23 protein-coding genes are annotated in these 25,888 nt (G+C 66.5%); 7 read left to right on the top strand and 16 right to left on the bottom strand.

Translation table 11 applies throughout. The features are described 5' to 3' along the window. Nucleotides 1-76 precede the first annotated feature (76 nt). Complete coding sequence (locus tag VARPA_RS24060; protein WP_013543193.1) at nt 77-1,822, top strand: proline--tRNA ligase; 1,746 nt, start codon at nt 77-79, stop codon at nt 1,820-1,822. Next, nucleotides 1,819-2,556 carry a lytic transglycosylase domain-containing protein gene (locus VARPA_RS24055; protein ID WP_013543192.1) on the top strand — a complete coding sequence of 246 codons (738 nt, stop codon included), beginning with the start codon at nt 1,819-1,821 and terminating at the stop codon, nt 2,554-2,556. Before VARPA_RS24060 ends, VARPA_RS24055 begins: the two co-directional genes overlap by 4 nt. Before the next feature lie 61 nt (nt 2,557-2,617). On the opposite strand, the gene VARPA_RS24050 is transcribed toward VARPA_RS24055, so the two are convergent. From VARPA_RS24050 to hemA, 6 genes are all read right to left on the bottom strand, one after another. Further along, a complete protein-coding gene (locus VARPA_RS24050) occupies nt 2,618-3,901 on the bottom strand; it encodes a hemolysin family protein (protein WP_013543191.1) in 1,284 nt (427 codons plus the stop codon). A 52-nt stretch (nt 3,902-3,953) separates the two neighbouring features. Next, nucleotides 3,954-4,463: a cupin domain-containing protein gene (locus VARPA_RS24045; protein WP_013543190.1), complete on the bottom strand. Its 510-nt coding sequence runs from the start codon at nt 4,461-4,463 to the stop codon at nt 3,954-3,956. Between the two features lie 16 nt (nt 4,464-4,479). Continuing rightward, on the bottom strand, nt 4,480-4,806 hold the full coding sequence (gene grxD, locus VARPA_RS24040; protein WP_013543189.1) for a Grx4 family monothiol glutaredoxin: 327 nt from the start codon (nt 4,804-4,806) through the stop codon (nt 4,480-4,482). A gap of 32 nt (nt 4,807-4,838) precedes the next feature. After that, nucleotides 4,839-5,687 (bottom strand): peptide chain release factor N(5)-glutamine methyltransferase, encoded by an 849-nt coding sequence (gene prmC, locus VARPA_RS24035; protein ID WP_013543188.1) that lies wholly within the window; start codon nt 5,685-5,687, stop codon nt 4,839-4,841. Then, entirely contained in the window at nt 5,687-6,775 is a 1,089-nt protein-coding gene (gene prfA / locus VARPA_RS24030) for a peptide chain release factor 1 (protein ID WP_013543187.1), read from the bottom strand. The genes prmC and prfA overlap by 1 nt, the downstream gene beginning before the upstream one ends. Nucleotides 6,776-6,873: 98 nt before the next feature. Beyond that, nucleotides 6,874-8,145 carry a glutamyl-tRNA reductase gene (gene hemA, locus VARPA_RS24025; protein WP_013543186.1) on the bottom strand — a complete coding sequence of 424 codons (1,272 nt, stop codon included), beginning with the start codon at nt 8,143-8,145 and terminating at the stop codon, nt 6,874-6,876. 112 nt (nt 8,146-8,257) lie between these two features. On the opposite strand from hemA, the gene VARPA_RS24020 reads away from it, so the two are divergent. After that, the gene (locus VARPA_RS24020) at nt 8,258-8,536 is read left to right on the top strand and encodes a hypothetical protein (protein WP_013543185.1); all 279 of its coding nucleotides are present in this window, start codon (nt 8,258-8,260) and stop codon (nt 8,534-8,536) included. On the opposite strand, the gene VARPA_RS24015 is transcribed toward VARPA_RS24020, so the two are convergent. The 4 genes from VARPA_RS24015 to VARPA_RS24000 are packed head-to-tail and all read right to left on the bottom strand — an operon-like array spanning nt 8,537 to nt 11,687. Next, entirely contained in the window at nt 8,537-9,055 is a 519-nt protein-coding gene (locus VARPA_RS24015) for a GNAT family N-acetyltransferase (RefSeq protein ID WP_013543184.1), read from the bottom strand. After that, the gene (locus VARPA_RS24010) at nt 9,055-9,849 is read right to left on the bottom strand and encodes an ABC transporter ATP-binding protein (protein WP_013543183.1); all 795 of its coding nucleotides are present in this window, start codon (nt 9,847-9,849) and stop codon (nt 9,055-9,057) included. Before VARPA_RS24010 ends, VARPA_RS24015 begins: the two co-directional genes overlap by 1 nt. After that, on the bottom strand, nt 9,849-10,745 hold the full coding sequence (locus VARPA_RS24005; RefSeq protein WP_013543182.1) for an ABC transporter permease: 897 nt from the start codon (nt 10,743-10,745) through the stop codon (nt 9,849-9,851). The genes VARPA_RS24010 and VARPA_RS24005 overlap by 1 nt, the downstream gene beginning before the upstream one ends. 15 nt (nt 10,746-10,760) lie before the next feature. Then, nucleotides 10,761-11,687 (bottom strand): ABC transporter substrate-binding protein, encoded by a 927-nt coding sequence (locus VARPA_RS24000; protein ID WP_049794551.1) that lies wholly within the window; start codon nt 11,685-11,687, stop codon nt 10,761-10,763. Between the two features lie 268 nt (nt 11,688-11,955). Here VARPA_RS24000 and VARPA_RS23995 point away from each other — a divergent pair, with 268 nt between their 5' ends. Beyond that, a complete protein-coding gene (locus tag VARPA_RS23995; protein WP_144299149.1) occupies nt 11,956-12,426 on the top strand; it encodes an Lrp/AsnC family transcriptional regulator in 471 nt (156 codons plus the stop codon). Between the two features lie 6 nt (nt 12,427-12,432). Here the strand turns inward: VARPA_RS23995 and VARPA_RS23990 are convergent, their stop codons facing one another. From VARPA_RS23990 to ugpB, 6 genes are all read right to left on the bottom strand, one after another. Further along, on the bottom strand, nt 12,433-14,940 hold the full coding sequence (locus VARPA_RS23990; RefSeq protein ID WP_013543179.1) for a DUF3772 domain-containing protein: 2,508 nt from the start codon (nt 14,938-14,940) through the stop codon (nt 12,433-12,435). Nucleotides 14,941-14,991: 51 nt separating this feature from the next. Beyond that, entirely contained in the window at nt 14,992-15,738 is a 747-nt protein-coding gene (gene ugpQ / locus VARPA_RS23985; RefSeq protein ID WP_013543178.1) for a glycerophosphodiester phosphodiesterase, read from the bottom strand. 3 nt (nt 15,739-15,741) lie between these two features. Continuing rightward, a complete protein-coding gene (gene ugpC, locus VARPA_RS23980) occupies nt 15,742-16,749 on the bottom strand; it encodes a sn-glycerol-3-phosphate ABC transporter ATP-binding protein UgpC (RefSeq protein ID WP_013543177.1) in 1,008 nt (335 codons plus the stop codon). A gap of 3 nt (nt 16,750-16,752) precedes the next feature. Further along, nucleotides 16,753-17,604, bottom strand: a complete 852-nt coding sequence (ugpE, locus tag VARPA_RS23975; protein WP_013543176.1) for a sn-glycerol-3-phosphate ABC transporter permease UgpE — start codon at nt 17,602-17,604, stop codon at nt 16,753-16,755. A gap of 38 nt (nt 17,605-17,642) precedes the next feature. Next, complete coding sequence (ugpA, locus tag VARPA_RS23970; protein ID WP_013543175.1) at nt 17,643-18,524, bottom strand: sn-glycerol-3-phosphate ABC transporter permease UgpA; 882 nt, start codon at nt 18,522-18,524, stop codon at nt 17,643-17,645. Between the two features lie 98 nt (nt 18,525-18,622). After that, nucleotides 18,623-19,936: a sn-glycerol-3-phosphate ABC transporter substrate-binding protein UgpB gene (gene ugpB / locus VARPA_RS23965; protein ID WP_013543174.1), complete on the bottom strand. Its 1,314-nt coding sequence runs from the start codon at nt 19,934-19,936 to the stop codon at nt 18,623-18,625. A 226-nt stretch (nt 19,937-20,162) separates the two neighbouring features. Here ugpB and serA point away from each other — a divergent pair, with 226 nt between their 5' ends. The 3 genes from serA to VARPA_RS23950 all read left to right on the top strand — a co-directional run bounded on the left by serA (nt 20,163) and on the right by VARPA_RS23950 (nt 25,869). Then, complete coding sequence (gene serA / locus VARPA_RS23960; protein ID WP_013543173.1) at nt 20,163-21,395, top strand: phosphoglycerate dehydrogenase; 1,233 nt, start codon at nt 20,163-20,165, stop codon at nt 21,393-21,395. Nucleotides 21,396-21,550: 155 nt separating this feature from the next. Then, nucleotides 21,551-25,429, top strand: a complete 3,879-nt coding sequence (locus tag VARPA_RS23955; RefSeq protein ID WP_041943964.1) for a DUF3683 domain-containing protein — start codon at nt 21,551-21,553, stop codon at nt 25,427-25,429. Beyond that, the gene (locus VARPA_RS23950) at nt 25,426-25,869 is read left to right on the top strand and encodes an HIT family protein (protein WP_013543171.1); all 444 of its coding nucleotides are present in this window, start codon (nt 25,426-25,428) and stop codon (nt 25,867-25,869) included. The genes VARPA_RS23955 and VARPA_RS23950 overlap by 4 nt, the downstream gene beginning before the upstream one ends. Nucleotides 25,870-25,888: the final 19 nt, after the last annotated feature.

Below are 25,888 nucleotides of genomic sequence, written 5' to 3'. Positions count from 1 at the left end.
TCTCTCAGGGTCTCTCCGGGGGAGCAGTTCCCCACTTCCGAACGTCGAATCCAGCGATTCCATCACCACGATCCCGATGAAAGCTTCCCGATTTTTTGTCTCCACCCTCAAGGAAGCGCCCGCCGATGCCGAGGTGGCGAGCCACCGGCTGATGATGCGGGCCGGCATGATCAAGAAGCTCGGCACGGGCATCTACACCTACATGCCGATGGGCCTGCGCGTGATCCGCAAGGTCGAGGCGATCGTTCGGGAAGAAATGAACCGCGCCGGCGCCATCGAGCTCACGATGCCGGTGGTTCAGCCGGCCGAGTTCTGGCAGGAGACCGGCCGCTTCGAGAAGATGGGCCCCGAGCTCTTGCGCATCAAGGACCGGCATGACCGCGACTTCGTGATCCAGCCCACCAGCGAAGAAGTGGTGACCGACATCGCGCGCCAGGAAATCCGCAGCTACAAGCAGCTGCCGAAGAATTTCTACCAGATCCAGACCAAGTTCCGCGACGAACGCCGTCCGCGCTTCGGCCTGATGCGCGGGCGCGAATTCATCATGAAGGACGCCTACAGCTTCGACCGCGACCTCGACGCGGCCAAGGCCAGCTACCAGATCATGGCGCAGGCGTATCGCAACATCTTCGACCGTTTTGGTCTCCGCTACCGCGCTGTGGCGGCCGACAGCGGCGCCATCGGCGGCGACCTGAGCGAAGAGTTCCAGGTGATCGCCGCCACGGGCGAAGACGCCATCGTCTACTGCCCCGACAGCAATTACGCCGCCAACATGGAAAAGGCCGAAGCGCTCGCTCCGGCCGGTCCGCGCCCCGCAGCCGCCAAGGCGCTCGAGAAGACGCCGACCCCCGGCAAGAGCACCTGTGCCGACGTGGCCGAGCTGCTCGGCGTGCCGCTCGCGACCACCATCAAGTCGCTGGTGCTGGCCACCGATATCGTCGATGAGGCCGGCAACCCGAAGGGTTCGCAGGTCTGGCTGCTGCTCCTGCGCGGCGACCACGACATGAACGAGATCAAGGTCAGCAAGGTGCCGGGCCTTGACCAAGGATTCCGCTTTGCGACCCTCGCCGAGATCGACGAGCACTTCGGCTGCAAGCCCGGCTACCTCGGCCCGCTGAACCTCAAGAAGCCAGTCAAGCTGGTTGCCGACCGCGAGGCTGCCGTGCTGGCCGACTGGATCACTGGCGCCAACGAAGTCGACTTCCACATGACCGGCGTCAACTGGGGCCGCGACCTGCCCGAGCCGGAAATCGTGGCGGACCTGCGCAACGTGGTGGCGGGCGATGCCTCGCCCGACGGCAAGGGCGTGCTGGCCATCGAGCGCGGCATCGAGGTCGGCCACGTCTTCGTGCTGGGCACCAAGTACAGCAAGGACATGAACGCCACGTACCTCGATGAAGGCGGCAAGCCGCAGTTCCTCGAGATGGGCTGCTACGGCATCGGCATCACCCGCCTGCCGGCCGCCGCCATCGAACAGAACCACGACGAGCGCGGGATCATCTGGCCCGACGCGCTGGCGCCGTTCACCGTGGTCGTCTGCCCGATCGGCATGGACCGCAGCCCCGAGGTCAAGGTGTCCGCCGAAGCGCTCTACGAAGAACTGCTCGCCAAGGGTGTCGACGTGCTGCTGGACGACCGCGGCGAGCGCCCCGGCGCGATGTTCGCCGACTGGGAACTGATCGGCGTGCCGCACCGCGTGGTCATTTCCGACCGTGGCCTGAAGGAAGGCCAACTCGAATACCAGCATCGCCGCGACACGGCTGCGACGAAGGTGCCGTCGGCCGACATCGCCGACTTCATCGCCGGCAAGCTCGCTGCATGAGCTTCACCGGCCGTTGCAACGACGACCCAGGGGCAACCGCTACGGCGGATGGCACAGCCATCTCGCGGCGCAAGTGCCTTGGTGTTGCCGCGGCTTCGGGCGTTCTGTCGCTGGCGGCGCTGCCGCAGACCGCTTTCGCCGGCGCACAGATCGAAGAGCCCTTGATCGACTCGGTACGCACCGCGCTGAGTTCGGCGATCCACAACAAGGCGCCGCCGGTGCCCGAGTTCACGACCACCGAGGCGCGCCTGGCCTACCTGCGCTGGCTCGGCGAAATGAGCGAGCGGCTCAAGAAGAAGATCGCCGACTGGCCCTCGCGCAAGGAATTCCTGCAGACCGCCTGGTACGAAGCCAAGCGCTCGGGGCTCGACGTGAGCCTGGTGCTCGGGCTGGTGCAGGTCGAGAGCAACTTCCGCAAGTTCGCGGTGTCGAGCGCCGGTGCGCGCGGCTACATGCAGGTGATGCCGTTCTGGACACGCGTGATCGGCGACAGCGACTCGGCCAAGCTCTTTCACATGCAGACCAACCTGCGCTTTGGCTGCGTGATCCTGCGCCACTACCTCGACCGCGAGAACGGCGACCTGTACATGACCCTCGGCCGCTACAACGGCAGCCGCGGCAAGTCGCCGTATCCGAACGCCGTGTTCGCGAACCAGCGGCTCTGGGCCTACGACGACAAGGCGCGAGAACGCGAAAGAGACCGCGAGCGCGAGAAGGACCGTTCGGCAGCTTGAATCTCACTTTCGCGAATAGGCGAAAGCGGCCCTGCCCAGCGGGGCGCGCCAGGACTTCGAGCTAGGTTTTTGTGACCATCACCTGGTCGATGCGGTAGCTGTCGACGTCCATCACCTCGAAGGTGTAGCCGCCCCAGGCAACGCTGTCCGTCCGCTTGGGCACGCGGCGCAGCATCACCATCAAAAACCCCGCGAGCGTTTCGTACTCTTCCGAATGCGGCAGCTCGTCGATCTGCAGCGCGCGCTGCACGTCCTGGATCGGCGTGATGCCGTCGATCAGCCACGAGTTCTCGTCGCGCTTCACGATCTGCTCCTCGTCGGGCATCGTCACGAGGTCGCCCATCACCGTGCTCATCACGTCGTTGAGCGTGATCACGCCGACCACGAGGCTGTATTCGTTGACGATGATCGCGAAGTCTTCATGCGCCTGCTGGAACTGTTCGAGCACCTCGGTCAGCGAGAGCCGGTCGGGAATCACCAGCGCCTTGTGCAGCGTGAGGCCCTGGTCGAACGCGAGCGGCTGGCCGCTCAGCACGCGCTGGAACATCTCCTTGGCATCGACATAGCCGAGCACATGGTCGATATCGCCATCGCACACCGGATAGGCCGAAAACGGCTCGGCCACGATGCGCGCGCGCAGCACCGACTCGGGGTCGTCGTGCAGGAACCAGGCGATGCTCTCGCGCGCCGTCATCACGCTGCTCACGAGCCGCGTGTCGAGCTCGAACACGTTGGCGATCACCTGCTGCTCGCGCACCGCGAGCACGCCGGCCCGCGCGCCGGCTTCGGTCATCGCGAGGATGTCGGCCGAGGTGATCTTGTCGTCGCGCGCCATCGGCATGCCGAGCACTTTGAACAGCAGGTCGGTGCAACGCGTGAAGAACCACACGAGCGGCTTGAAGGTGGTGATCAGCACCAGCATCGGCCCGACCATGCGCACCGCAATGCGCTCCGGGTCGCTCATGCCGAGGCGCTTGGGGAAGAGGTCGGCGAACACCAGGAACACCGCGATCACGATCACGAAGGAGCACAGGAAGGCCACGTTCGCAGACGCTTCCACGCTCAGCCAGCTCTCGAAGAAACGCGCGAAGTAGGGGCTCAGCGAGCCCTCGCCGACGACGCCGCCGAGGATCGCCACCGCGTTGAGGCCGATCTGCACGACGGTGAAGTAATGGCCCGGCTGCTCCTGCACGCGCAGCACGCGCTCGGCCCGTGGATCGCCCTCGTCGGCCATCTGGCGCAGGCGAAGACGCCGCGAGGCGGCCAGGGTGATTTCGGCAAGGGAGAAGAACGCGCTCATCGCGATCAGCAAGACGATGATGAGCAGGCTTTGGGTGAGGTTCATGGTGGCACGGCGAAGAGTGCCATGGTGCCATGACTCGGCCCGCGAAAACCCCTCAGACGCCGCCGTGCGGGTGGGTCGGGTCGACCCACAGGACCGATTCGGGTTTCTCTACAGGCTCGATGTCGAGGTTCACTGCCACCGCCTCGCCATCGCTGCGGCACAGCACGCATTCGAGCGTCTCGGTCGCGCTGGCGTTGATTTCCTGGTGCGGCACAAAAGGCGGCACGTAGATGAAGTCGCCCGGTCCGGCTTCGGCGGTGAACTCGAGCTTCTCGCCCCACCGCATGCGGGCCCGGCCGCGCACGACGTAGATCACCGATTCGAGGTGCCCGTGGTGATGGGCGCCGGTCTTGGCATCGGCATGGATGGTCACCGTGCCGGCCCAGAGCTTCTGGGCGCCCACGCGGGCGAAGTTGATGGCGGCTGCCCGGTTCATGCCGGGCGTCTGCGCCGTGTTGACGTCGAGCTGGTTGGCGCCGATCACGCGCACGCCGTCGTGCTTCCAGGCCGGGGTTTCATCGCCCTCATGCGAGTGGCCGTGGTCCGCGTGATCGTGGCTCATGGCAAGCCTCGGGGAATCAGGCGGGGTTGCCGTTCAGCACCTGTTGCAGTTCGCCCGACTCGTACATCTCCATCATGATGTCCGAGCCGCCGACGAATTCGCCCTTCACGTAGAGCTGGGGAATCGTGGGCCAGTTGCTGTATTCCTTGATGCCCTGGCGGATGCCGTCGTCTTCGAGCACGTTGACGGTCTTGAGCGTCTTGGTGTCGACGCCCACGGCCTTGAGGATCTGGATCGCGCGGCCCGAGAAACCGCACATCGGGAAGCTGGCATTGCCCTTCATGAAGAGCACGAGTTCGTTGGTTTTGACGAGGTCGTCGATGCGTTGCTGGGCGTCGGACATGGGAACTCCTGAAAAGTGGGGGCTGAAGGGGATTATTTCACCGAGCGCCAGATTCCGCCCGAGCAGCGCTGGATGCCTGCCAGGTCGTCCCGGCTTTGGACTTCTGCGAAGCCGCGGTATTCGAGCAATTGGCGCACGGCGGCGGCCTGGTCGTGGCCGTGTTCGAGCAGCAGCCAGCCGCCCTCGGCGAGGTGATCGGGGGCGTTCTGGACGATCTGGCGGATGTCGTCGAGCCCGTCGGCGCCCGCGACCAGCGCGGAGGAGGGCTCGTGCCGCAGCGCGGGCAGATGCGGATCGTTGGCGGCGATGTACGGCGGGTTGCTGGCGATGGCCGTGTAGCCGTCGGCGGCACCGTCGAGCCAGTGGGCCAGGGCAAAGCGAACCGGGAGGCCGAGGCGCCGGGCGTTGGCCTCTGCGACGGCGAGCGCGTCGGCGCTGGCATCGACCGCATCGACCTGTGCATCCGGGCGCGCATGCTGCAGCGCCAGCGCGATCGCGCCGCTGCCCGTGCCGAGGTCGAGCACGCGGGGTGCGTTGCGGTCTTCGAGGCATTGGAGGGCCCAGTCGACCAGCGTCTCGGTGTCCGGGCGAGGCACCAGCACCCGCGCGTCCACTTGCAGGTCGAGGCCGTGGAATTCCTTCGTGCCGAGCAGATAGGCCACCGGTTCGCCCGTCAGGCGGCGCGACAGTTGCGCCGCAAGCGCCACCCATGCGGCATCGGACATGGCATCGGTGTCGTGCGCGAGCAGCCAGGCGCGGTCGTGCGGCGCGCGGCCCAGCGCATGGAGCAGAAGCAACTGCGCATCGAGCCGATCGACGCCCAGCGCCGCGGCCGCGGCCAGCGCCTGCGCCACGGTTGACGGTGCGGTGGATTCGGTCATCACGCGGGAAGGCTCGATTCCAGCTCGGCCAGTTGCTCGGCCTCGCGCGCGGCGCGCAGCGCTTCCAGCACATCGCCGAGGTCGCCTTCCATGATCGCCAGCAGCTTGTAGAGCGTCAGGTTGATCCGGTGGTCGGTGAGCCGCCCCTGCGGGAAGTTGTAGGTACGGATGCGGTCCGAGCGGTCGCCGCTGCCGATCAGCCCCTTGCGCATTGCCGCGTCCTTGGCGGCGCGCTCGCTGCGGTCTTTTTCCTGGATGCGCGCCGACAGCACCTGCAGCGCCTTGGCTTTGTTGCGGTGCTGGCTGCGGTCGTCCTGGCACTCGGCCACGATGCCGGTCGGGATGTGCGTGATGCGCACGGCCGAGTCGGTCTTGTTGATGTGCTGGCCACCGGCGCCGCTCGCGCGGTAAGTGTCGATGCGCAGGTCCGCGGGGTTGATCTGCACCGCCACGGTTTCGTCGGGCTCGGCCAGCACGGCGACCGTGCAGGCGCTGGTGTGGATGCGGCCCTGGGTTTCGGTGGCCGGCACGCGCTGCACGCGGTGGCCGCCCGATTCGAAACGCAGCTTGCCGAAGACCTCGTCGCCGACGATGCGGATCACCACTTCCTTGTAGCCGCCGAGTTCGCTCGCGCTCTCGCTCACGATTTCGCAGCGCAGGCCCGCGCGTTCGCAGTAGCGCGTGTACATGCGCAGCAGGTCGCCCGCGAAGAGGGCCGATTCGTCGCCCCCCGTGCCGGCGCGGATTTCCATGAAGGCGTTGCGTGCGTCGTCGGGGTCCTTGGGCAGCAAGAGGCGCTGCAGCTCTTCTTCGAGCTGCACCAGCTCGGCCTCGGCGCCCGCGATTTCTTCGCGCGCCATCTCGGCCATGTCCGGATCGTCGAGCATTTCCTTCGCACCGGCGATATCCGCCTCGCGCTGCCTGTAGCGCTCGTAGCGGCCGGCGATCTGCGTGATCTCGGCGTGCTCACGCGAGATGGTGCGGTACTGCGCCATGTCGCTCATGATGTCTTCGCGCGAGAGCAGGAAGTCGAGCTCGCCCAGGCGCTGGACGTAGCGTTCGAGTTGATGGCGAAGAAAGGATTTCACGGAAGAAGGAACTCGGGAAAATGGGAGATGAATGCCGCGTGCAGCGGCAGGGCGCAGGGAGGCCGCGGCACGCAGGGCCGGGCCGCTGACGAGCGTCGCTAACGCTCTTTGCGCAGGAACAGCCGGGAGATCGTCTGCGCGGTCTGCTCGCGCGATGCGGCATCGCCCGAGTGCAGCTCGGCCATGGCGCCGTGCATCATCTTTTGCGTAAGCCCGCGCGACATCGCCTCGAGCACCGCATCGACCGATTCACCCTTGGCCAGCAGCTTGCGGGCGCGCGCCATCTCGGCGGCGCGCCATTCGTCGGCCTGCGCATTGAGCTGCTGGATCAGCGGCACCGTGCTGCGCTGACCCAGCCAGTGCATGAAGCTCTGCACGCCGGCATCGATGATGACTTCGGCTTGCGCCACCGCCGCTTGGCGGTTGGCTTGGCCCTGCTGCACCACGTGCGCGAGGTCGTCGACGGTGTAGAGGTAGACGTCTTCCAGCGCCTTCACTTCGGGCTCGATGTCGCGCGGCACGGCCAGGTCGACCATGAAGATCGGGCGGTGCTTGCGTGCCTTGAGTGCGCGCTCGACGGCGCCCAGGCCGATGATCGGCAGCGTGCTCGCGGTGCAGCTCACCACGATGTCGAATTCGGCGAGCCGCGCCGGCAGGTCGGCCAGCCGCATCGCCTCGCCGCCGAAGCGCGTGGCGAGCTTTTCGCCGCGTTCCAGCGTGCGGTTGGCGATGGCGATGGACTTCGGCTCCTTGGCCGCGAAGTGCGTCACCGCGAGGTCGATCATTTCGCCCGCGCCGACGAACAGCACGCGCGTCTTGCGCAGGTCTTCGAAGAGTTGTCCGGCCAGCCGCACGGCCGCGGCGGCCATGCTGATGGAATGCGCACCGATCTCGGTGGCCGTGCGCACTTCTTTCGCGACGGCGAACGAGCGCTGGAACAGCTGGTTGAGCGTGGTGCCCAGGGCGCCGACGTTCTCGGCCGCGCGCACCGCGTCTTTCATCTGGCCGAGGATCTGGGCCTCGCCGAGCACCATCGAATCGAGCCCGCTGGCCACGCGGAAGACATGGCGCGCAGCCTCGTCGTCGTGCAGTGTGTAGGCGTGGGAGCGCAGCAGGGTGGGCGCCACGCCGCCGCTTTCGGCCAGCCAGCCGAAGGTGTGGTCGAGGGCGATGTGTTCGGAGGCGCAGTAGATCTCGGTGCGGTTGCAGGTCGAGATGATTGCGGCTTCCACCTGCGGGTGGCGGCTGCTGGGGAAGGAGCTGCGCAGGCTCTGCAGCGTCGGGGCGATCTGATCGAGCGCAAACGCAAAACGACCGCGCAGATCGAGCGGCGCGGTCGTGTGGTTCAAGCCGAGAGCCCAGACAGACATGCGCGTGATTATAAAATCAGCAGCGGCCCGGGGCTTGCCGAGGGACAAATGGCTTTCCCTATAACAGCCATAACCTTCGCCACATGGTGGCGCCCCCTCCCAACCCTCTCCGATGGACCTGCTGGCCCTCCTCAATCACCTGCTTAATTTTGTGGCACCCGCCGCGTTTGTCGCCCTGGTGCTGGCTTTGGCGAGCCGCTTCCTGGGCGGGCGTCGCGCTGGCGTTCCGCGCTGGTGGGTGCAATGGGCGATCACCTTCGGGACCGGCGTCGGCGTCCTTGTCGTCGGCCTGGTGGTGTTCGGGCGGGACGGAGTGATGACGACCTATGCCGCGCTCGTGGCAGTCTGCGGCACCGTGCAATGGCTCGCGATGCGCGGCTGGCGCCGCTGATCAGGCCAGCCGGCGGGCCATGTAGAACGACGTGCCGGGATAGGTCGCGAGCCGGGCTTGCTGCGCCGGATCTGCCGGCTGCATCGCCGCATAGCCTTGCCGCTCCCAGAAGCCGACCGACGCCTGCACCGACACCAGCGTCGATTGCCGCCAGCCGGCCTTGGCCGCGTGTGCCCACGCATGGCGCACCAGTCGCGGCCCGAGGCCCAGCCCCGAAGCGGCCGGGTGCACTGCCAGGTCGTGCAGGTACAGCGTGTCGGCGTCCGCTGCGACCTCGAACTCGCCATGCAGCGCCGTGAGCTTGCCGGCGACCGAGGGGTAGGCCGCCAGATAGGCCTTGACCTTCCCCGCGTGCCCAGCCACCCACCCCGTCTCCGGCGCCGCAGCCAACCGCCGCGCAATCAACGCACCGTCTTCCACGAAGCCCGCGCCGTAGCAGGCGAGCTGGATCGCGAGCACCGCGTCCAGATCGTCGGCGCGCATCGCACGCACGAAGACAGCGCCTGCCACGACCGCCATCAGGCCAGCAGCAGCTTGTCGTCGTCGAGCTTCTCGCCGCGCGTCTGCTCGAACATTCGCAAGAGGTCGGGCACATCGAGGCCCGAACGCTCCGGCCCGGCCACGTCGAGGATCACCTGACCCTCGTGCAGCATGACGGTGCGCGAACCGTAGTCCAGCGCCTGCCGCATGCTGTGCGTCACCATCATCGCGGTGAGCTGGCTGCCTTCGACGATCTTGGCGGTCAGCTCCAGCACGAAGGCGGCGGTCTTCGGGTCCAGCGCTGCCGTGTGCTCGTCCAGCAGCAGGATGCGCGAGGGCTTGAGCGACGCCATCAAGAGGCTCACCGCCTGCCGCTGCCCGCCCGAGAGCAGGCCGATGCGGTCGGCCAGCCGGTTTTCCAGACCCAGCTTGAGAATCGACAGCTTCTCGCGGAACAACTCGCGCAGGCCCCGGTTGAGCGAAAAGCCGAAGCCGCGACGCTCGCCGCGCTTCCATGCCAGCGCCATGTTCTCCTCGATGGTCAGCGCCTCGCAGGTGCCGGCCATCGGGTCCTGGAACACGCGGGCCACCATGCCCGAGCGCTGCCAGGCGTTCATGCGGGTCACGTCCTTGCCGTCGATCTCGATACTGCCCTTGTCGACGATCAGATCGCCGCTCACTGCATTCAGAAAGGTCGACTTGCCCGCGCCGTTCGAGCCGATCACGGTGACGAACTGGCCGGTCGGAATTTCCAGGCTGAGCCCGCGCAGCACGCGGTTCTCGATCGGCGTGCCCGGGTTGAAGGTCATCTCCAGGTTTTGAGCGCGCAGCATCAGTTCTTCCCCTTGAAGAGTCCGCGCAGCTTGCGCTTGTAAGCAGGGATCAGCAGCGCGACTGCAACCAGCACGGCGGTCACCAGGTTCAGGTCCTGTGCCTGCAGGCCCATGAAATCGGTATTGAGCGCCATCGCGATGAAGAAGCGGTAGAGCAGCGCACCCAGCACGCAGGCCAGCGTGGTGATCACCATGCTGCGCGCCGGCAGCAGCGTCTCGCCGATGATCACCGCGGCCAGGCCGATCACGATCGTGCCCACGCCCATCGAGATATCGGCCGTGCCCTGGCTCTGCGCGAACAGCGCGCCGGCCAGCGCCACCAACGCGTTGGAGAGCGCCAGGCCCGCCATCGTGTGGAAGTCGGTCGAAATGCCTTGCGCGCGCGCCATTCGGGCGTTGCCGCCGGTGGCGCGCATCGCGAGGCCCGCTTCGGAGGCGAAGAACATGTCGACCACGATCTTCGCGACGATCACGATGAAGAGCAGCAACAGCGGCTTGGCCCATTGCTCGGGCATGCCGCCGAAGTCGACCATGGTGAACACGGTCGGCTCGGTGATCAGCGCCACGTTGGGCTTGCCCATCACACGCAGGTTGATGGAGTACAGCGCGATCATCACCAGGATGCTCGCGAGCAACTGCATGATCTTGAGCTTGACGTTGAGCCACGCCGTGACCCAGCCCGCAGCGGCGCCCGCCACGCAGGCGACCGCGGTGGCGGCCACCGGATTCCAACCGAGGACGATCAGCATCGCGGCCACGGCGGCGCCCAGCGGAAAGCTGCCGTCCACCGTGAGGTCGGGGAAGTTGATGATGCGAAACGACATGAAGACGCCCAACGCGACCAGTCCGAATATCAGACCGATCTCGATAGCGCCCAGCGAAGCGATGAGCGACATAAAGAAGCGCGCTTCTTACTTCGTGGCCACGACCTTGGCGCTCTTCAAGAGCGATTCGGACAGCGTCACGCCCTGCGCCTTGGCGGCGGTGGGGTTCACCACCAACTCGAAGTTGGTGCTGGTCTGCGAGGCGATGGTGCCGGGCTTCTCGCCCTTCAGGATGCGCACGACGATCTTGCCGGTCTGGCGGCCGATGTCGTTGTAGTTCAGGCCGAGGGCCGCCACTGCGCCGCGCTCGACGGTGGCCGTGTCGGCCGCCACCACCGGCAGCTTGGCCTGCTGGGCGACCTTCACGATGCCTTCGAAGGCCGAGACCACGTTGTTGTCGGTCGGCGTGTAGATCACGTCGGCCTTGCCCACCAGGCTCTGCGCGGCGGTCGGCACGTCCACGGTGCGGGCGGCGGCGGCTTCGACCACGGTCATGCCAGCATCGGCCGCGGCCTTCTTGAGCGAGGCGACGATCGCCACCGAATTGGCTTCACCGGGGCTGTAGATCACGCCAATGCGCTTGGCGTTCGGCACCACCTGCTTGATGAGGCCGATGTGCTTTTCGAGCGGCGAGAGGTCCGACACGCCGGTCACGTTGGTGCCGGTGGCTTCCCAGTTCTTCACCAGCCTGGCGGCCACCGGATCGGTGATGGCCGAGTACACGACCGGAATCGTCTTGGTGGAGGCCACCACGGCCTGCGCCGACGGCGTGGCGATGGCGACGATCACGTCGGGCGCATCGCCCACGTACTTGCGGGCGATCTGGGCGGCGGTGCCCACGTTGCCCTGCGCGCTCTGGTAGGTGAACTTGAGGTTCTTGCCTTCTTCGTAGCCGGCCGCCTTGAGCTCGGCCTTCACGCCGTCGCGCACCGCATCGAGTGCCGGGTGCTCGACGATGGCGGTCACCGCCACGGACTTGGTCTCGGCCGCGAACGAAGGCGCGGCGGCCAGCATGCCGAAGGCCAGGGCGACAGCGCTGAAAGGGGTGCGAAGCAAGGCGTTTTTCACGTGAGGGTCTCCGGGTGGGGATGGGAATGTCTGAGGAGGAGGCCGCCGGCGTGCGCCGGGGCGGGGAATTCAGCGGCGTCGGGAAACTGCGTGTGCAGTCCCGGCAGCTTCGAAGTCTAGATCGTACTTTGCACAATTAAGGTGCATGGACGGATCGGGCTTACCCCGCTTTAGGAAACATAATTGCATCTATTGGAGGATGCAAGAGATGAAATTGCACGAGATCGAACTTGACCGGATCGACAGGCGGATTCTTGACCACTTACAGGTGCACGGCCGCGCCACCAACCTCGAGCTGTCGGAGGTTGCCAACCTGTCGCCCGCGCAGTGCATGCGGCGCCACCGACGGTTGGAGGAGCTGGGCCTCATCAACGGCTACGCGGCGCACCTGAACGCGCGCCACGTCGGCCTCGGCGTGATCGCCTTCATCCACGTGACCATGGCGCGGGGCCACGTCGACGAGCTGCCCAAGTTCCAGGACCTGATCGCCGACCTGAAGCAGATCCTGGAGTGCTACTCGGTGACCGGCGACTTCGACTACGTGCTGAAAGTGGTCGCGCGCGACCTGGAGTCGCTCTCGCAGTTCCTGATGCACACGCTGATGCACATGCCCGGCGTGTCGGCCGTGCGGTCCAGCGTGTGCCTGAACGAGATCAAGTGCACCACGGCGCTGCCGCTGGAGTGATGAGCCTCAGGTCGGCATGCCGGGGATCGGCGAGTTCTGCGTCGCGGGCGCCGGGGCGGCCGCGGCGGGCTCGGCGGGCGCCATCATGAAGGTGGTCGGCGTTGCCATCGGCAGCGCGGCTTTCTTCAGTTCGTCGAGGATCGCGAACAGCAAATCGCTGCGCACGCCGCCCGCCAGCCGCGGGCTCGCCACGTAGGCGATGGCCTGGAAGATCAAGAGCCCGTTCTCGATGCCCTCCAGCGTGAGCGACGGCGCAGGCGTTTCCAGCACCCCTTCGTGCGCGCGGCAGGCTTCGAGGATCAGCTCGCGCACGCGCTGCGCATCGGTCGTCAGCGGCATCGGCAGGCGAATCAGCACGCGGCCCTCTGCATTGGAGAGCGTCATATTGCGGACCGTCTTGGTGATGAACTCCGAGTTCGGCACGATCAGCGTGGAGCGGTCGCCCAGCACGATCTCGGTGGCGCGCACGTTGATGCGCCGCACGTCGCCCTCGGCCGTGCCCAGCACCACCCAGTCGCCCACCTTCACCGGCTGCTCGGCCAGCAGGATCAGCCCCGAGATGAAGTTCTGCACGATCGCCTGCAGCCCGAAGCCGATACCCACCGACAGCGCACTCGCCACCCACGCGATGCGCTCGATGCCGATGCCCAGGGCTGAGAGCGCGAACGCGATCACCAGGATGCCGCCCACGTAGCCCAGCAGCGTGGTGATCGAGCTCTGCATGCCCGGCTCGAGCTGCGTGTTGGGCAGGTAGCTGCGCTCGAGCCAGCGCTTGAACACCCGCATCACGATGAAGCCGACCACCGCCACCGCGATGGCGCTCAGGATGGCGCCCGGCACCAGCTGGAACTCGCCCACCTTCACGCCGGTGCCGAACTTGCCGCTGCGCTGGAACACCTCGCCCGGCCCCGTGCCCAGCGGCGCGGCGAGCGCGATCAGCATGTAGAAGAACAGTCCGACCCGGCTCAGCCCCGAGAGCACCGTGGCGGCCTGGTCCAGCGTCTGCGGCGCGAGGTTGAAGCTCTTCTGCAGCCGCTGGCCGAAGGTGCTGCGCGACGACACCAGCGCCATGAACACGTCGTCGGCGAACTTGAACAGCACGTAGAAGGCCGCGGCCACGATGCCGCTCCAGGTGAGCTGCGAGGCCAGGAAGCTCGCGAGCGCCACGTAGCCCACGGCCACCAGCACCCAGATCGCGATCATCAGCACGCCGATCAGCGCCACCAGCAGGCCGACCCACATCGGCCGCTCGGGCAGGCCGGCATCGGGCGCGTCGGCGCGCAGGGCCTTCAGGCGGTAGACGACCGTGCCCACCAAGGCGGTGAGCAGCAGCGCCGTCAGCACATGCGTGCCCACCACGGCGGCGAAGCTCGCGTCGATGAGCGCGTTGATCTCCGCGGGCGTCCACGCGAGCGCCGCCACCAGCGCCACCAGCCACGGCAGCACCGACAGCCGCTCGGCCGTGGCATCGGGAATGGGCGGCAGCCGCCACGAGGGCCGGGCGGTGGCGAGCAGCGCGCGCCCCAGGCCGATGACGAATGCCATGAAAGTCAGCGCCTGCGCCGCCGACTGCAGCGCCTTGCGTGCCTGCGCGTCCCAGGTGGCATAGGCCTTGAGCACCTCCACGAAGCCGTGCGCGGCCACGGCCACCAGCAGCACGTGGGCCGCGACGATGGCGATCACCAGCAGCGAGCGGCGCAGCCGCCCGGCCGGCAGCACGCGCATCGCGAGGCGCGCCAGCCCGTGTTCGGCCGCCCAGACGCCCAGCCACGCGAGCAGCAGCGCGCCAATGAGCGCGGCGATCACCGGCGTGCGGTTCTCGGGCTCCAGCGCCTGCGCGAAACCGTCATCCAGCGCGAGGGCTATCGCCTGCAGCCGGGCGAGGTCGTCGGGCCAGGCTTCGCGCAGGTCGTTCCAGAACGTGCCGTTGAGCGGCGAGGCGGCGCGGCTGGTGAGCTCGGCCTCGAACTGCTGGCGACGCTGTGACACCAGGTCGGTGCCGCGCTGGCGCACGTCGATCGACAGCAGCCTGGCCAGGCGGATGTCCGCATCGAGCGCATTGCGCTCCTTGGTCAGCTGCGCGCGCTGACGCGTGATGTTCGGGTCTTCGGTGGCGCCGGCGGCGGGCGGATTGCCCAGTTCGCCGAGCCGCGCGTTCAGGTCGGCCAGGTCGCCGACGCGGGCGGCGACGAACTTGTCGGCCTGCGCGCCGATGTCGTTGATCTGCGTGAGCTGCTTGCGCGCATTGTCCTCGGCGCCCGGGATGGCATTGGCATTGGTGCCGCCCTTGCCTGCAGGGGCGATCCTGGCGAACTCCGCGCGCAACTCGGCGATGGTGGGAGCCGGCGCCGCGGCGGCGGTGTTGGCACCGTTGTTGGGGTTGCCGTTGCCGGCGGCCATGCCGGCGGCCATGCTGGCGTCCGGCTGCGCGATGGCGCTGCCGCACGTCAACACCATCCACAGGGCCAGGATGGCGGGGAGGCAGATGCCCGCCAGGCGAGAGGTCCGATTCATGGCCGCATCATAGAAGCCGCCATTTCGTAAACGCCGGTAAGAAGTGCTGCGTCAGCCGGCGGGGCTGAAGAGGTCGACCCTGTCCGTGATGATGCCGTCGGTGCCCAGCGCAATGAGCCGTTGCGCGGCCCAGTCGTCGTTCACCGTGTAGCTCAGCGAACGCATGCCCGCGTCGTGCACTTGCGCGACAGTGCCGGCGTCCCACAGCGCGTGGTTGCAGACGACGGCCTGGCAGCCGAGATCGAGCGCCGCCTCGAGCCAGCCCTTGCGAAGCGAATCGAGCAGCAGGCCGCGCGGCAATTCGGGCTGCACCGCGGCCGCGCCGCGCAGCGACTCGACCTGGAACGAGGTGAGCAACGGAGGAACCGCCGCGCCTTGCCAGAGGCGCGCCGCTTCGCGCGCCACGACCTCGCCGGTTTCGCGCTCGGCGCCGGGCGTCGGCTTGATCTCGATGTTGAGCAGGTAACCGTTGGCCAGGCAGAAGCGCGCCAGGTTCTTCAGCGTGGGCAGCGGCTCGCCGGCGAAGGCGCGCGAATGCCAGCCGCCCGCATCGAGCTGCGACAGCGCGCTCCACGTCTGTTCACCGCCGATGCCGTGGCCGTTGGTGGTGCGATCGAGCGTGGCGTCGTGCATGAGGAACGGCACACCGTCGGCGCTCAGCTTGGCATCGCACTCGAACATGCGGTAGCCGTGCGCCGCGCCGAAGCGGAAGGCGGCGAGCGTGTTCTCAGGAGCCAGCTTGCCGGCGCCGCGATGCGCGACCCAGCGGGGATAAGGCCAGGGGCTGCGTTCGGCCATCGTTCAATCCGCCCGCTTGCCCGATCCGGCGTCGAACCAATGCAGCTTGTCTTCGCGCGCGGCGATCTTCACCGTGTCGCCGGCGACCGGCGGGTGATCGCTTTCGTCGGTGCGCATGATGATCTGCTCGTCGCCGATGCGGCCGTACACCAGGCGCTCCGCGCCCAGCAGTTCGACCTGCTCGACCTGCACCGTCCAGCCGCTTTCGTCGAGCTTCATGTGCTCGGGGCGGATGCCCAGGATCTGGCCCGCGCGCACGCCGGGGGCGTGCTTGAGCAGGTTCATCGGCGGCGAGCCGATGAAGCTTGCGACGAAGGTGGTAGCGGGGCGGTTGTAAACCTCTTCGGGCGTCGCGAACTGGTCCATCACGCCGCCGTTCATCACGATGATCCGTTGCGCGAGCGTCATCGCCTCGACCTGGTCGTGCGTGACGAACAGCGAGGTGATGCCCAGCTCGCGGTGCAGCTTCTGGATTTCCAGGCGGGTCTGCGCGCGCAGCTTGGCGTCGAGGTTCGACAGCGGCTCGTCGAACAAAAACACCTGAGGCTGCCGCACGATCGCGCGGCCCATGGCCACGCGCTGGCGCTGGCCGCCCGAAAGCTCGCGCGGCTTGCGCTCGAGCAGGTGACCCAGTTCGAGGATCTTGGCGGCCTTGTCCACGCGCACCTTGATCTCGGGCACCGGCACCTTGGCGATCTTCAGGCCATAGGCCATGTTCGCGAACACGCTCATGTGCGGGTAGAGCGCGTAGTTCTGGAACACCATCGCGATGTCGCGCTCGGAGGGCTCGAGCTGGTTCACGACCTTGCCGCCGATGGCGATTTCGCCGGCGGAGATTTCCTCCAGGCCGGCCACCATGCGCAGCAGCGTGGACTTGCCGCACCCCGAGGGCCCGACGATCACGATGAACTCATGGTCGGCGATCTCGGCGCTCACGCCGTGGATGACCTGGTTGGCTTTCGGCCCGTGGCCGTAGCGCTTGATGACGTTGCGTAGGGAAAGAGCAGCCATAACTTATTTTTCAGTGTCCACAAGGCCCTTGACGAACCACTTTTGCATCAGCACCACCACCAGCGCGGGCGGCAGCATCGCGAGGATGGCGGTGGCCATCACGACGTTCCATTCGTTCTGCCCGTCGCCGCCGGCAATCATTCGCTTGATGCCGACCACCACCGGGTACATGTCTTCGCTCGTGGTCGCCAGCAGCGGCCAGAGATACTGGTTCCAGCCGTAGATGAACTGGATCACGAACAGCGCCGCGATCGAGGTCTTGGACAGCGGCAGCAGCACGTCGAAGAAGAAGCGCATCGGGCTTGCGCCGTCCATGCGCGAGGCCTCGGTGAGCTCGTCCGGCACCGTGAGGAAGAACTGGCGGAACAGGAAGGTCGCCGTGGCCGACGCGATCAGCGGCACCGTGAGGCCCGCGTAGGTGTTCAGCATGTTCAGGTCCGACAGCACCTTGTAGGTGGGCAGGATGCGCACCTCCACCGGCAGCATCAGCGTCACGAAGATCGCCCAGAAGCAGATCTTCTTGAACGGGAAGCGGAAGTACACGATGGCGAAGGCCGACAGCAGCGAGATCGAAATCTTGCCGATGGCGATGACCATGGCCGTGACGAAGCTCACCCACATCATGTGCGCCACCGGCGCGTTGGAGCCCGCGCTGTTCTCGCGCCCGAAGAGCGCGCCCTTGTAGCTGTCGACGATGTTCGAGCCGGGCAGGAGCGGCATCGGCGCCTGCACGATTTCCTGCGCGGTGTGGGTGGAGGCCACGAACGCCAGGTAGAGCGGGAAGGCGACGATGAGTACGCCCAGGACCATGATGACGTGGGCCAGGATGCCGTGGGTTCCGCGCTTCTCAACCATGCCGTGCTCCGCCGGATTTGTCTTGTTGTTGCTTCATGTCAGTACTGCACCTTCTTCTCGACGTAGCGGAACTGGATCACCGTCAGCGCCACCACGATCACCATCAGCACTACCGACTGCGCGGCCGAGCCGCCCAGGTCCAGGCCCTTGAAGCCGTCGTGGTAGACCTTGTAGACCAGGATGGTCGTGTCCTTGCCCGGGCCGCCCTGCGTGGCCGCATCCACGATCGCGAAGGTGTCGAAGAAGGCGTAGACCACGTTGATCACCAAGAGGAAGAACGTGGTGGGCGAGAGCAGCGGGAACTGCACCGTCCAGAAGCGGCGCCACGGGCGCGCGCCGTCGATGGCGGCGGCCTCGATCAGCGACTTCGGAATGGACTGCAGCCCGGCCAGGAAGAACAGGAAGTTGTAGGAGATCTGCTTCCACACCGAGGCCATGACGATCAGCGTCATCGCGTGGCCGGAGTCCAGCAGGTGGTTCCAGTTGATGCCGATCTTGCCGAGCGCATAGGCCACCACGCCCAGCGAGGGCGAGAACATGAAGACCCACAGCACCGCCGCCACGGCGGGCGCCACGGCGTAGGGCAGGATCAGCATGGTCTTGTAGAACATGCCGCCGCGCACGATGCGGTCGGCGAACACGGCGAGCATCAGCGACAGGCTGATGCCGATGCCGGCCACCAGCACCGAGAAGAGCGCGGTGGTCTTGAACGACTCGGCATACGCCGGGTCGTGGAACAGTTCCCTGAAGTTCTGCAGCCCGACGAATTCGACCGAAGTGCCGAACGCATCCTGCTGCTGCAGCGACTGCAGGATGGCCTGCCCCGCCGGCCAGAAGAAAAACACGAGGATCACCGCCATTTGCGGCGTCAGCAACAGCCAGGGCAACCAGCCCGAGCGAAAGAAAACGCGTTTTTCCATGATCCCTCTGAATAAAAAATCCCGCCCGGCTCGCCCTTGTGCAAGAGCGAACGGGGGCGGGCGATATTAGCCGGACACAGAGGCCCGGCTAACAATTGTTAGCTCTTGTTCGCCTTCTGGAAGCGCTCCAGCTGTTCGTTGCCGCGGGTCACGATGGCGTCCAGGGCTTCCTTGGCGGTCTTCTTGCCGTTCCAGACCTGTTCGAGCTCTTCGTCCTCGATGGCTCGGATCTGCACGTAATTGCCCAGGCGGATGCCGCGGCTCTTGTCGGTGACCTTGCGGATCATCTGCGTCACGGCCACGTCGGTGCCGGGGTTCTGCTTGTAGAAGCCCGAGTCCTCGGTGAGCTTGTACGAGGCGGTGGTCACCGGCAGGTAGCCGGTGCGCTTGTGGCTGGCAGACTGCACTTCAGGCGTCGAGATGAAGCTGAAGAACTTGGCCACGCCCTTGTACTCGGCCGGCTTCTTGCCCGACATGACCCACAGGCTCGCGCCGCCGATCACGGTGTTCTGCGGTGCGCCCGGCACGTCCGGGTAGTAGGGCAGGGGGGCCAGGCCATAGGCGAACTTGGCGTTCTTGGCCACGTTGCCGTAGAAGCCCGACGACGTGTTGATCATGGCGCACTCGCCAGAGACGAACGAGGCCTCGGGCACGTTGCCGCGGCCCTTGTAGATGAACAGGCCCTGCTTGGCCATGCTGGCCAGGTTCTCGATGTGGCGCTGGTGCAGCGGCGAGTTCACCTTCAGGCGGGCGTCCAGGCCCTGCAGGCCGTTGGCCTTGCTCGCGAACTCCACGTTGTGCCAGGCCGAGAAGCTCTCGACCTGCGTCCAGTTCTGCCAGGCGGTGGTGAACGGGCACTTGTGGCCGCTCGCCTTGAGCTTGGCGGCCGCGGCCACCACTTCAGGCCAGGTCGACGGTGCCTTGTCGGTGGGGAGGCCAGCCGCCTTGAAGGCGTCCTTGTTGAAATAGAAGATGGTGGTCGAGCTGTTGAACGGGAAGCTCAGCATCTGGCCGTTGGGGGCCGTGTAGTAACCGGCCACGGCGGGGATGTAGGCGGCCGGGTCGAACTTCTCGCCCGCGTCCTTCATGACCTGGCCGACTGGAATGATGGCGCCCTTGCTGGCCATCATGGTGGCGGTGCCCACTTCGAACACCTGCAGGATGTGCGGTGCGTTGCCGGCGCGGAAGGCCGCGATGGAGGCCGTCATCGATTCGTCGTACGTGCCCTTGAAGGTCGGCACGATCTTGTATTCCTTCTGGCTCTCGTTGAACTGCTTGGCCAGGTCGTTGACCCACTCGTTGTTGACGGCGGTCATGGAATGCCACCACTGGATCTCGGTCTGGGCCTGCGCCATGTTGAACAGCGTGGTCGCGGCCAGCGCCGATGCCAGCGCGAGCGTCTTGAATCGCATGAAGACTCCTGAAGGGAAAATGAAAGCGCGGATGCTAGGGCATGTGAATGACACAGCCGCGTCACATTGGCGCACGGACCGGCGTCATCTTCCAATCGGGAAAACCCCTTTGGCACCAAGCTCGGCGCGGGTCGCGGGCCTGCATGCTGCGCCGCACCATGCTAGCATCGCCCTCCCTTTTTTGGCCCAGCTTGTCGCCACGGCCAGGGCCCTTTGCGAGACCGCCATGAGCAGCAAAACCTCCCTCGACAAAAGCAGGATCAAGTTCCTCTTGCTCGAGGGCATCCACCCCTCGGCCGTGGAGGTGCTGCGCGCCGCCGGCTACACCAACATCGAGTCGCTGCCGGGTGCCTTGCCCGACGCCGAACTCAAGGCGAAGGTCGCCGACGTTCACTTCCTGGGCATCCGCTCGCGCACGCAACTGACGGCCGAAGTGTTCGCCGCCGCCCACAAGCTGGTGGCGGCCGGGTGCTTCTGCATCGGCACCAACCAGGTCGACCTGGAAGCCGCCCGCGAACACGGCGTGGCCGTGTTCAACGCCCCCTATTCGAATACGCGTTCGGTGGCCGAACTGGTGCTGGCCGAAGCGATCCTGCTCCTGCGCGGCGTGCCCGAGAAGAGCGCGGTGGCGCACCGCGGCGGCTGGCTAAAGTCGGCCGACAACGCCTTCGAAATCCGCGGCAAAACGCTGGGCATCGTGGGGTACGGCTCCATCGGCGCGCAGCTGTCGGTGCTGGCCGAGGCGCTGGGCATGCATGTGGCGTTCTTCGACGTGGTCACCAAGCTGCCGCTGGGCAATGCGCGTCAGGTGCGCGACCTGCACCAGCTGCTGGGCCAGAGCGACATCGTCACGCTGCACGTGCCCGAGACGCAGGCCACGCAATGGATGATCGGCGCGGCCGAGATCGCTGCCATGAAGCCGGGTTCGATCCTCATCAACGCCTCGCGCGGCACCGTGGTCGAGATCGACGCGCTGGCCGGCGCGCTGAAGGAAAAGAAGCTCCTGGGCGCCGCGATCGACGTGTTCCCGGTTGAGCCGCGCAGCAACAAGGACGAGTTCCAGTCGCCGCTGCGGGGATTGGACAACGTGATCCTCACGCCGCACATCGGCGGCTCGACCATGGAGGCGCAGGCCAACATCGGGCTCGAAGTGGCCGAGAAGCTGGTGAAGTACAGCGACAACGGCACCTCTACGTCCTCGGTCAACTTCCCCGAGGTGGCGCTGCCCGCGCACCCGGGCAAGCACCGGCTGCTGCACGTGCACAAGAACGTGCCGGGCGTGCTGTCGGAGATCAACAAGATCTTCTCGGACAACCACATCAACATCTCCTCGCAGTTCCTGCAGACGAACGAGAAGATCGGCTACGTGGTGATGGACATCGACGCGGCTTCTTCCGACCTGGCGCTGGAGAAGCTCGCGAAGGTTGGCGGGACGATCCGCAGCCGCGTGCTGTTCTGAACGGAGCCCTGAGCCGATTCAGCGGGGCGGCGTGCCGGTCGGGCGGCGCCTAGCACAGGGACAACGGGCGCGCCACGCGGCAAGACCCCAAGCCCTGTCCTAAAATCCCCAGCCCGGCTATGGGCGCGCAGCGCCCGGCCGAGGCGCCCCACCCGATGAATGCTCCGACCGCGTTGAACACGCTGTTGGCACAGGCCGCAGAGCCTGTCCGACTGCGCGAGATCCCGTACAACTACACCAGCTTCTCCGATCGCGAGATCGTGATTCGCCTGCTGGGCGAACGTGGCTGGGAACTGCTCCAGACCCTGCGCGCCGAGCGCCGCACCGGCCGATCGGCCCGCATGCTCTACGAGGTGCTCGGCGACATCTGGGTGGTGCAGCGCAACCCCTACCTCGTCGACGACCTGCTGGACAACCCGCGCCGCCGCGGGCAACTGGTCGAGGCGCTCAAGCACCGCCTGGCCGAAGTCCAGAAGCGCCGCACCCCCGACAGCGACATGCCGCGCGACCAACTGGTCGGCGAGCTCACCGCCCTGGTCGGCGATGCGGTCGCTGCCTTCGACACCAAGTTTCGCGACGTCGCGGCGCTGCGCCGCAAGGCCACGCGCGTGCTGGGCCGGCTCACCGCCAAGGACAACATCAAGTTCGACGGGCTTTCGCGCGTGTCGCACGTGACCGATGCGACCGACTGGCGCGTGGAGTACCCGTTCGTCGTGCTGTGCCCCGACACCGAGGCCGAGATGGCGCTCCTGGTGAAGGGCTGCATCGAGCTGGGGCTGACCATCATCCCGCGCGGAGGCGGCACGGGCTACACGGGCGGTGCGATTCCGCTGACCTGGAACAGCGTCGTCATCAACACCGAGAAGCTCGAGGCGATGACCGAGGTCGAGCACATGCCGCTGCCCGGTCTCGACCAGCCCGTGCCCACCATCTGGACCGAAGCGGGTGTCGTCACGCAGCGCGTGGCCGACGCGGCCGAGCGCGCGGGCTTCGTGTTCGCGGTCGATCCCACGTCTGCCGAAGCCTCGTGTGTCGGCGGCAACGTCGCGATGAACGCCGGCGGCAAGAAGGCCGTGCTCTGGGGCACGGCGCTGGACAACCTCGCCTCGTGGCGCATGGTGACGCCGCAGGCCGAATGGCTCGAAGTCACGCGTATCGGCCACAACCTGGGCAAGATCCACGACGCCGAGAGCGCGCTGTTCGAGCTGCAGTACTTTGCGGCCGACGGCAAGACCAAGCTGCGGACCGAGCGCCTCGACATCCCCGGCCGAACCTTCCGCAAGGAAGGCCTCGGCAAGGACGTGACCGACAAGTTCCTCTCGGGCCTGCCGGGCATCCAGAAGGAAGGCTGCGATGGCCTCATCACCAGCTGCCGCTGGGTGGTGCACAAGATGCCCTCGCACACGCGCACCGTGTGCCTCGAATTCTTCGGCAACGCGAAGGACGCGGTGCCCAGCATCGTGGAGATCAAGGACTTCATGTTCGCCGAGCAGAAGCGCTCGGGCGTGCTGCTGGCTGGTCTTGAGCACCTGGACGATCGGTACCTGAAGGCCGTGGGTTACGCCACGAAATCGAAGAAGCACGGCGGCCTGCCGAAGATGGTGCTGTTCGGCGACATCGCGGGCGACGACGCCGATGCGGTGGCGCGCGTCACCTCGGAAGTGGTGCGCATCGCCAACTCGCGCAGCGGCGAAGGCTTCATCGCCATCAGCCCCGAGGCGCGCAAGAAATTCTGGCTCGACCGCAAGCGCACCGCCGCCATCAGCAAGCACACCAACGCCTTCAAGATCAACGAAGACGTGGTGATTCCGCTGCCGCGCATGGCCGAGTACAGCGACGGCATCGAGCGCATCAACATCGAGCTGTCGCTGCAGAACAAGCTCGCGCTCACCGACGAGCTCGAAACCTTCCTCACGCGCGGCAACCTACCTCTCGGCAAGACCGACGACGCGCACGAGATCCCGGCGGCCGAGCTGCTCGAAGACCGCGTGGCGCAGGCCGTGGCGCTGGTGCACGAGGTACGTGCGCTGTGGGCCAGTTGGCTCGAAAACGTCGATGCGCTGTTCCCGCAATTGCAGGACCACAGCCTGCGCGCGAGCTGGAAGACGCAGCTGCGCCAGCCGCTGCAGGAAATTTTCTCGGGTGCCGAGTTCGCGCCGATCCTGGCCGAATGCACGGCCATCCACAAGCGCGTGCTCAAGGGCCGCGTGTGGGTCGCGCTGCACATGCACGCGGGCGACGGCAATGTGCACACCAACATTCCCGTGAACAGCGACAACTACGACATGCTGCAGACCGCGCATGCCGCGGTGGTGCGCATCATGGCGCTGGCGCGCAGCCTCGACGGCGTGATCTCGGGCGAGCACGGCATCGGCATCACCAAGCTCGAATTCCTCAGCGACGAAGAGCTGCGCCCCTTCACCGAATACAAGGCCCGGGTCGACCCAGAAGGCCGCTTCAACAAGGGCAAGCTGCTGCGTGCACCGGCCGGTGAAGCCGTCACGCTGCACGCCGACCTGACCAACGCCTACACACCTAGCTTCGGCCTCATGGGGCACGAGTCGCTGATCATGCAGCAGAGCGACATCGGCGCCATCGCCGACAGCGTGAAGGACTGCCTGCGCTGCGGCAAGTGCAAGCCGGTGTGCGCCACGCACGTGCCGCGCGCCAACCTGCTCTACAGCCCGCGCAACAAGATCCTTGCGACCTCGCTGCTGGTCGAGGCCTTCCTCTACGAGGAGCAGACCCGGCGCGGCATCAGCATCAAGCACTGGGAAGAGTTCGAGGACGTGGCCGACCACTGCACCGTGTGCCACAAGTGCCTGACGCCGTGCCCGGTGAAGATCGACTTCGGCGACGTGTCGATGAACATGCGCAACCTGCTGCGCAAGATGGGCCAGAAGAGCTTCCGTCCCGGCAACGCGGCCGCGATGTTCTTCCTGAACGCGACGAATCCGCAGACCATCAAGGCGGTGCGCGCGGGCATGGTGGGCATCGGCTTCAAGGCGCAGCGCCTGGCCAACGACCTGCTGCGCGGCCTCGCGAAGAAGCAGACCGCGGCGCCCCCGGCCACGCTGGGCCCGGCGCCGGTCAAGGAGCAGGTGATCCACTTCATCAACAAGAAGATGCCGGGCAACCTGCCGAAGAAGACGGCGCGCGCGCTGCTCGACATCGAGGATGCGGATTACGTGCCGATCATCCGCAACCCGAAGGCGACCACCTCGGAAACCGAGGCTGTCTTCTACTTCCCGGGGTGCGGCTCGGAGCGCCTGTTCTCGCAGGTGGGGCTCGCTACGCAGGCGATGCTCTGGCATGCCGGCGTGCAGACGGTGCTGCCACCGGGCTACCTGTGCTGCGGCTATCCGCAACGCGGCAGCGGCCAGTTCGACAAGGCCGAGAAGATGATCACGGACAACCGTGTGCTCTTCCATCGCGTCGCGAACACGCTCAACTACCTGGACATCAAGACCGTGGTGGTGAGTTGCGGCACCTGCTACGACCAGTTGCAGGGCTACCAGTTCGACAAGATCTTCCCGGGCTGCCGGATCATCGACATCCACGAGTACCTGCTCGAGAAGGGCATCACGCTGGCCGATGCGGGCGGTGGCGGTTACCTCTATCACGACCCCTGCCACTCGCCGATGAAGCTGCAGGACCCAATGAAGACGGTGAAGGCGCTGGTCGGCGACAACGTGCTCAAGAACGACCGCTGCTGCGGCGAGTCGGGCACGTTGGGCGTGTCGCGGCCGGATATCTCGACGCAGATCCGCTTTCGCAAGGAAGAAGAGCTGAAGAAGGGTGAAGCTGAGCTGCGCGAGAGCGGAGTCGTCGGCGCCAAGGACAACGTCAAGATTCTCACCAGCTGCCCGAGCTGCCTGCAAGGCCTCTCGCGCTACGGCAACGACCTGAACAACGGCCTGCTCGAAGCCGATTACATCGTGGTGGAGATGGCCAACAAGATCCTGGGCGACGACTGGATGCCGAAGTACGTGGCCGCCGCCAACCAGGGCGGCATCGAGCGGGTGCTGGTATGACGACGGTGCAGCAAGGCTGTCCGTTCTGCGAAGGCCCTGGTGGCCGCGTCGTCTTCGAGGGCGCGAAGTTGCGCGTGATTCATGCGGAAGAGGCCGGCTTTCCGGCCTTCTACCGCGTGATCTGGCGCGAGCATGCGCCGGAATTTTCCGATCTCGATGCCGCGGATCGCGTGCTGTGCATGGAAGCCGTGACGGCGGTCGAGCAGTGCCTGCGCGAGCGGCTGAAGCCCACGAAGATCAACCTCGCCGCGCTCGGCAACATGGTGCCGCACCTGCACTGGCACGTGATCGCGCGCTTCGACTGGGACAGCCACTTTCCCGCGCCGTTCTGGGCGGCTGCGCAACGCGCGGCGCCGGTCGATCGCGTGGCGGAACTGCAGGCGCTGCTGCCGGAGCTCGAGGCCGAGATGGTCCGCCGGCTGGTGCTGCTGCAGGGCTGAACGCGAGAGCGATGACGCC

The organism is Variovorax paradoxus EPS (assembly GCF_000184745.1).
Lineage (GTDB): Bacteria > Pseudomonadota > Gammaproteobacteria > Burkholderiales > Burkholderiaceae_C > Variovorax > Variovorax paradoxus_C.
The sequence above is the reverse complement of the archived record's forward strand: the minus strand, read 5'-3'. Positions and strand labels throughout refer to the sequence as shown.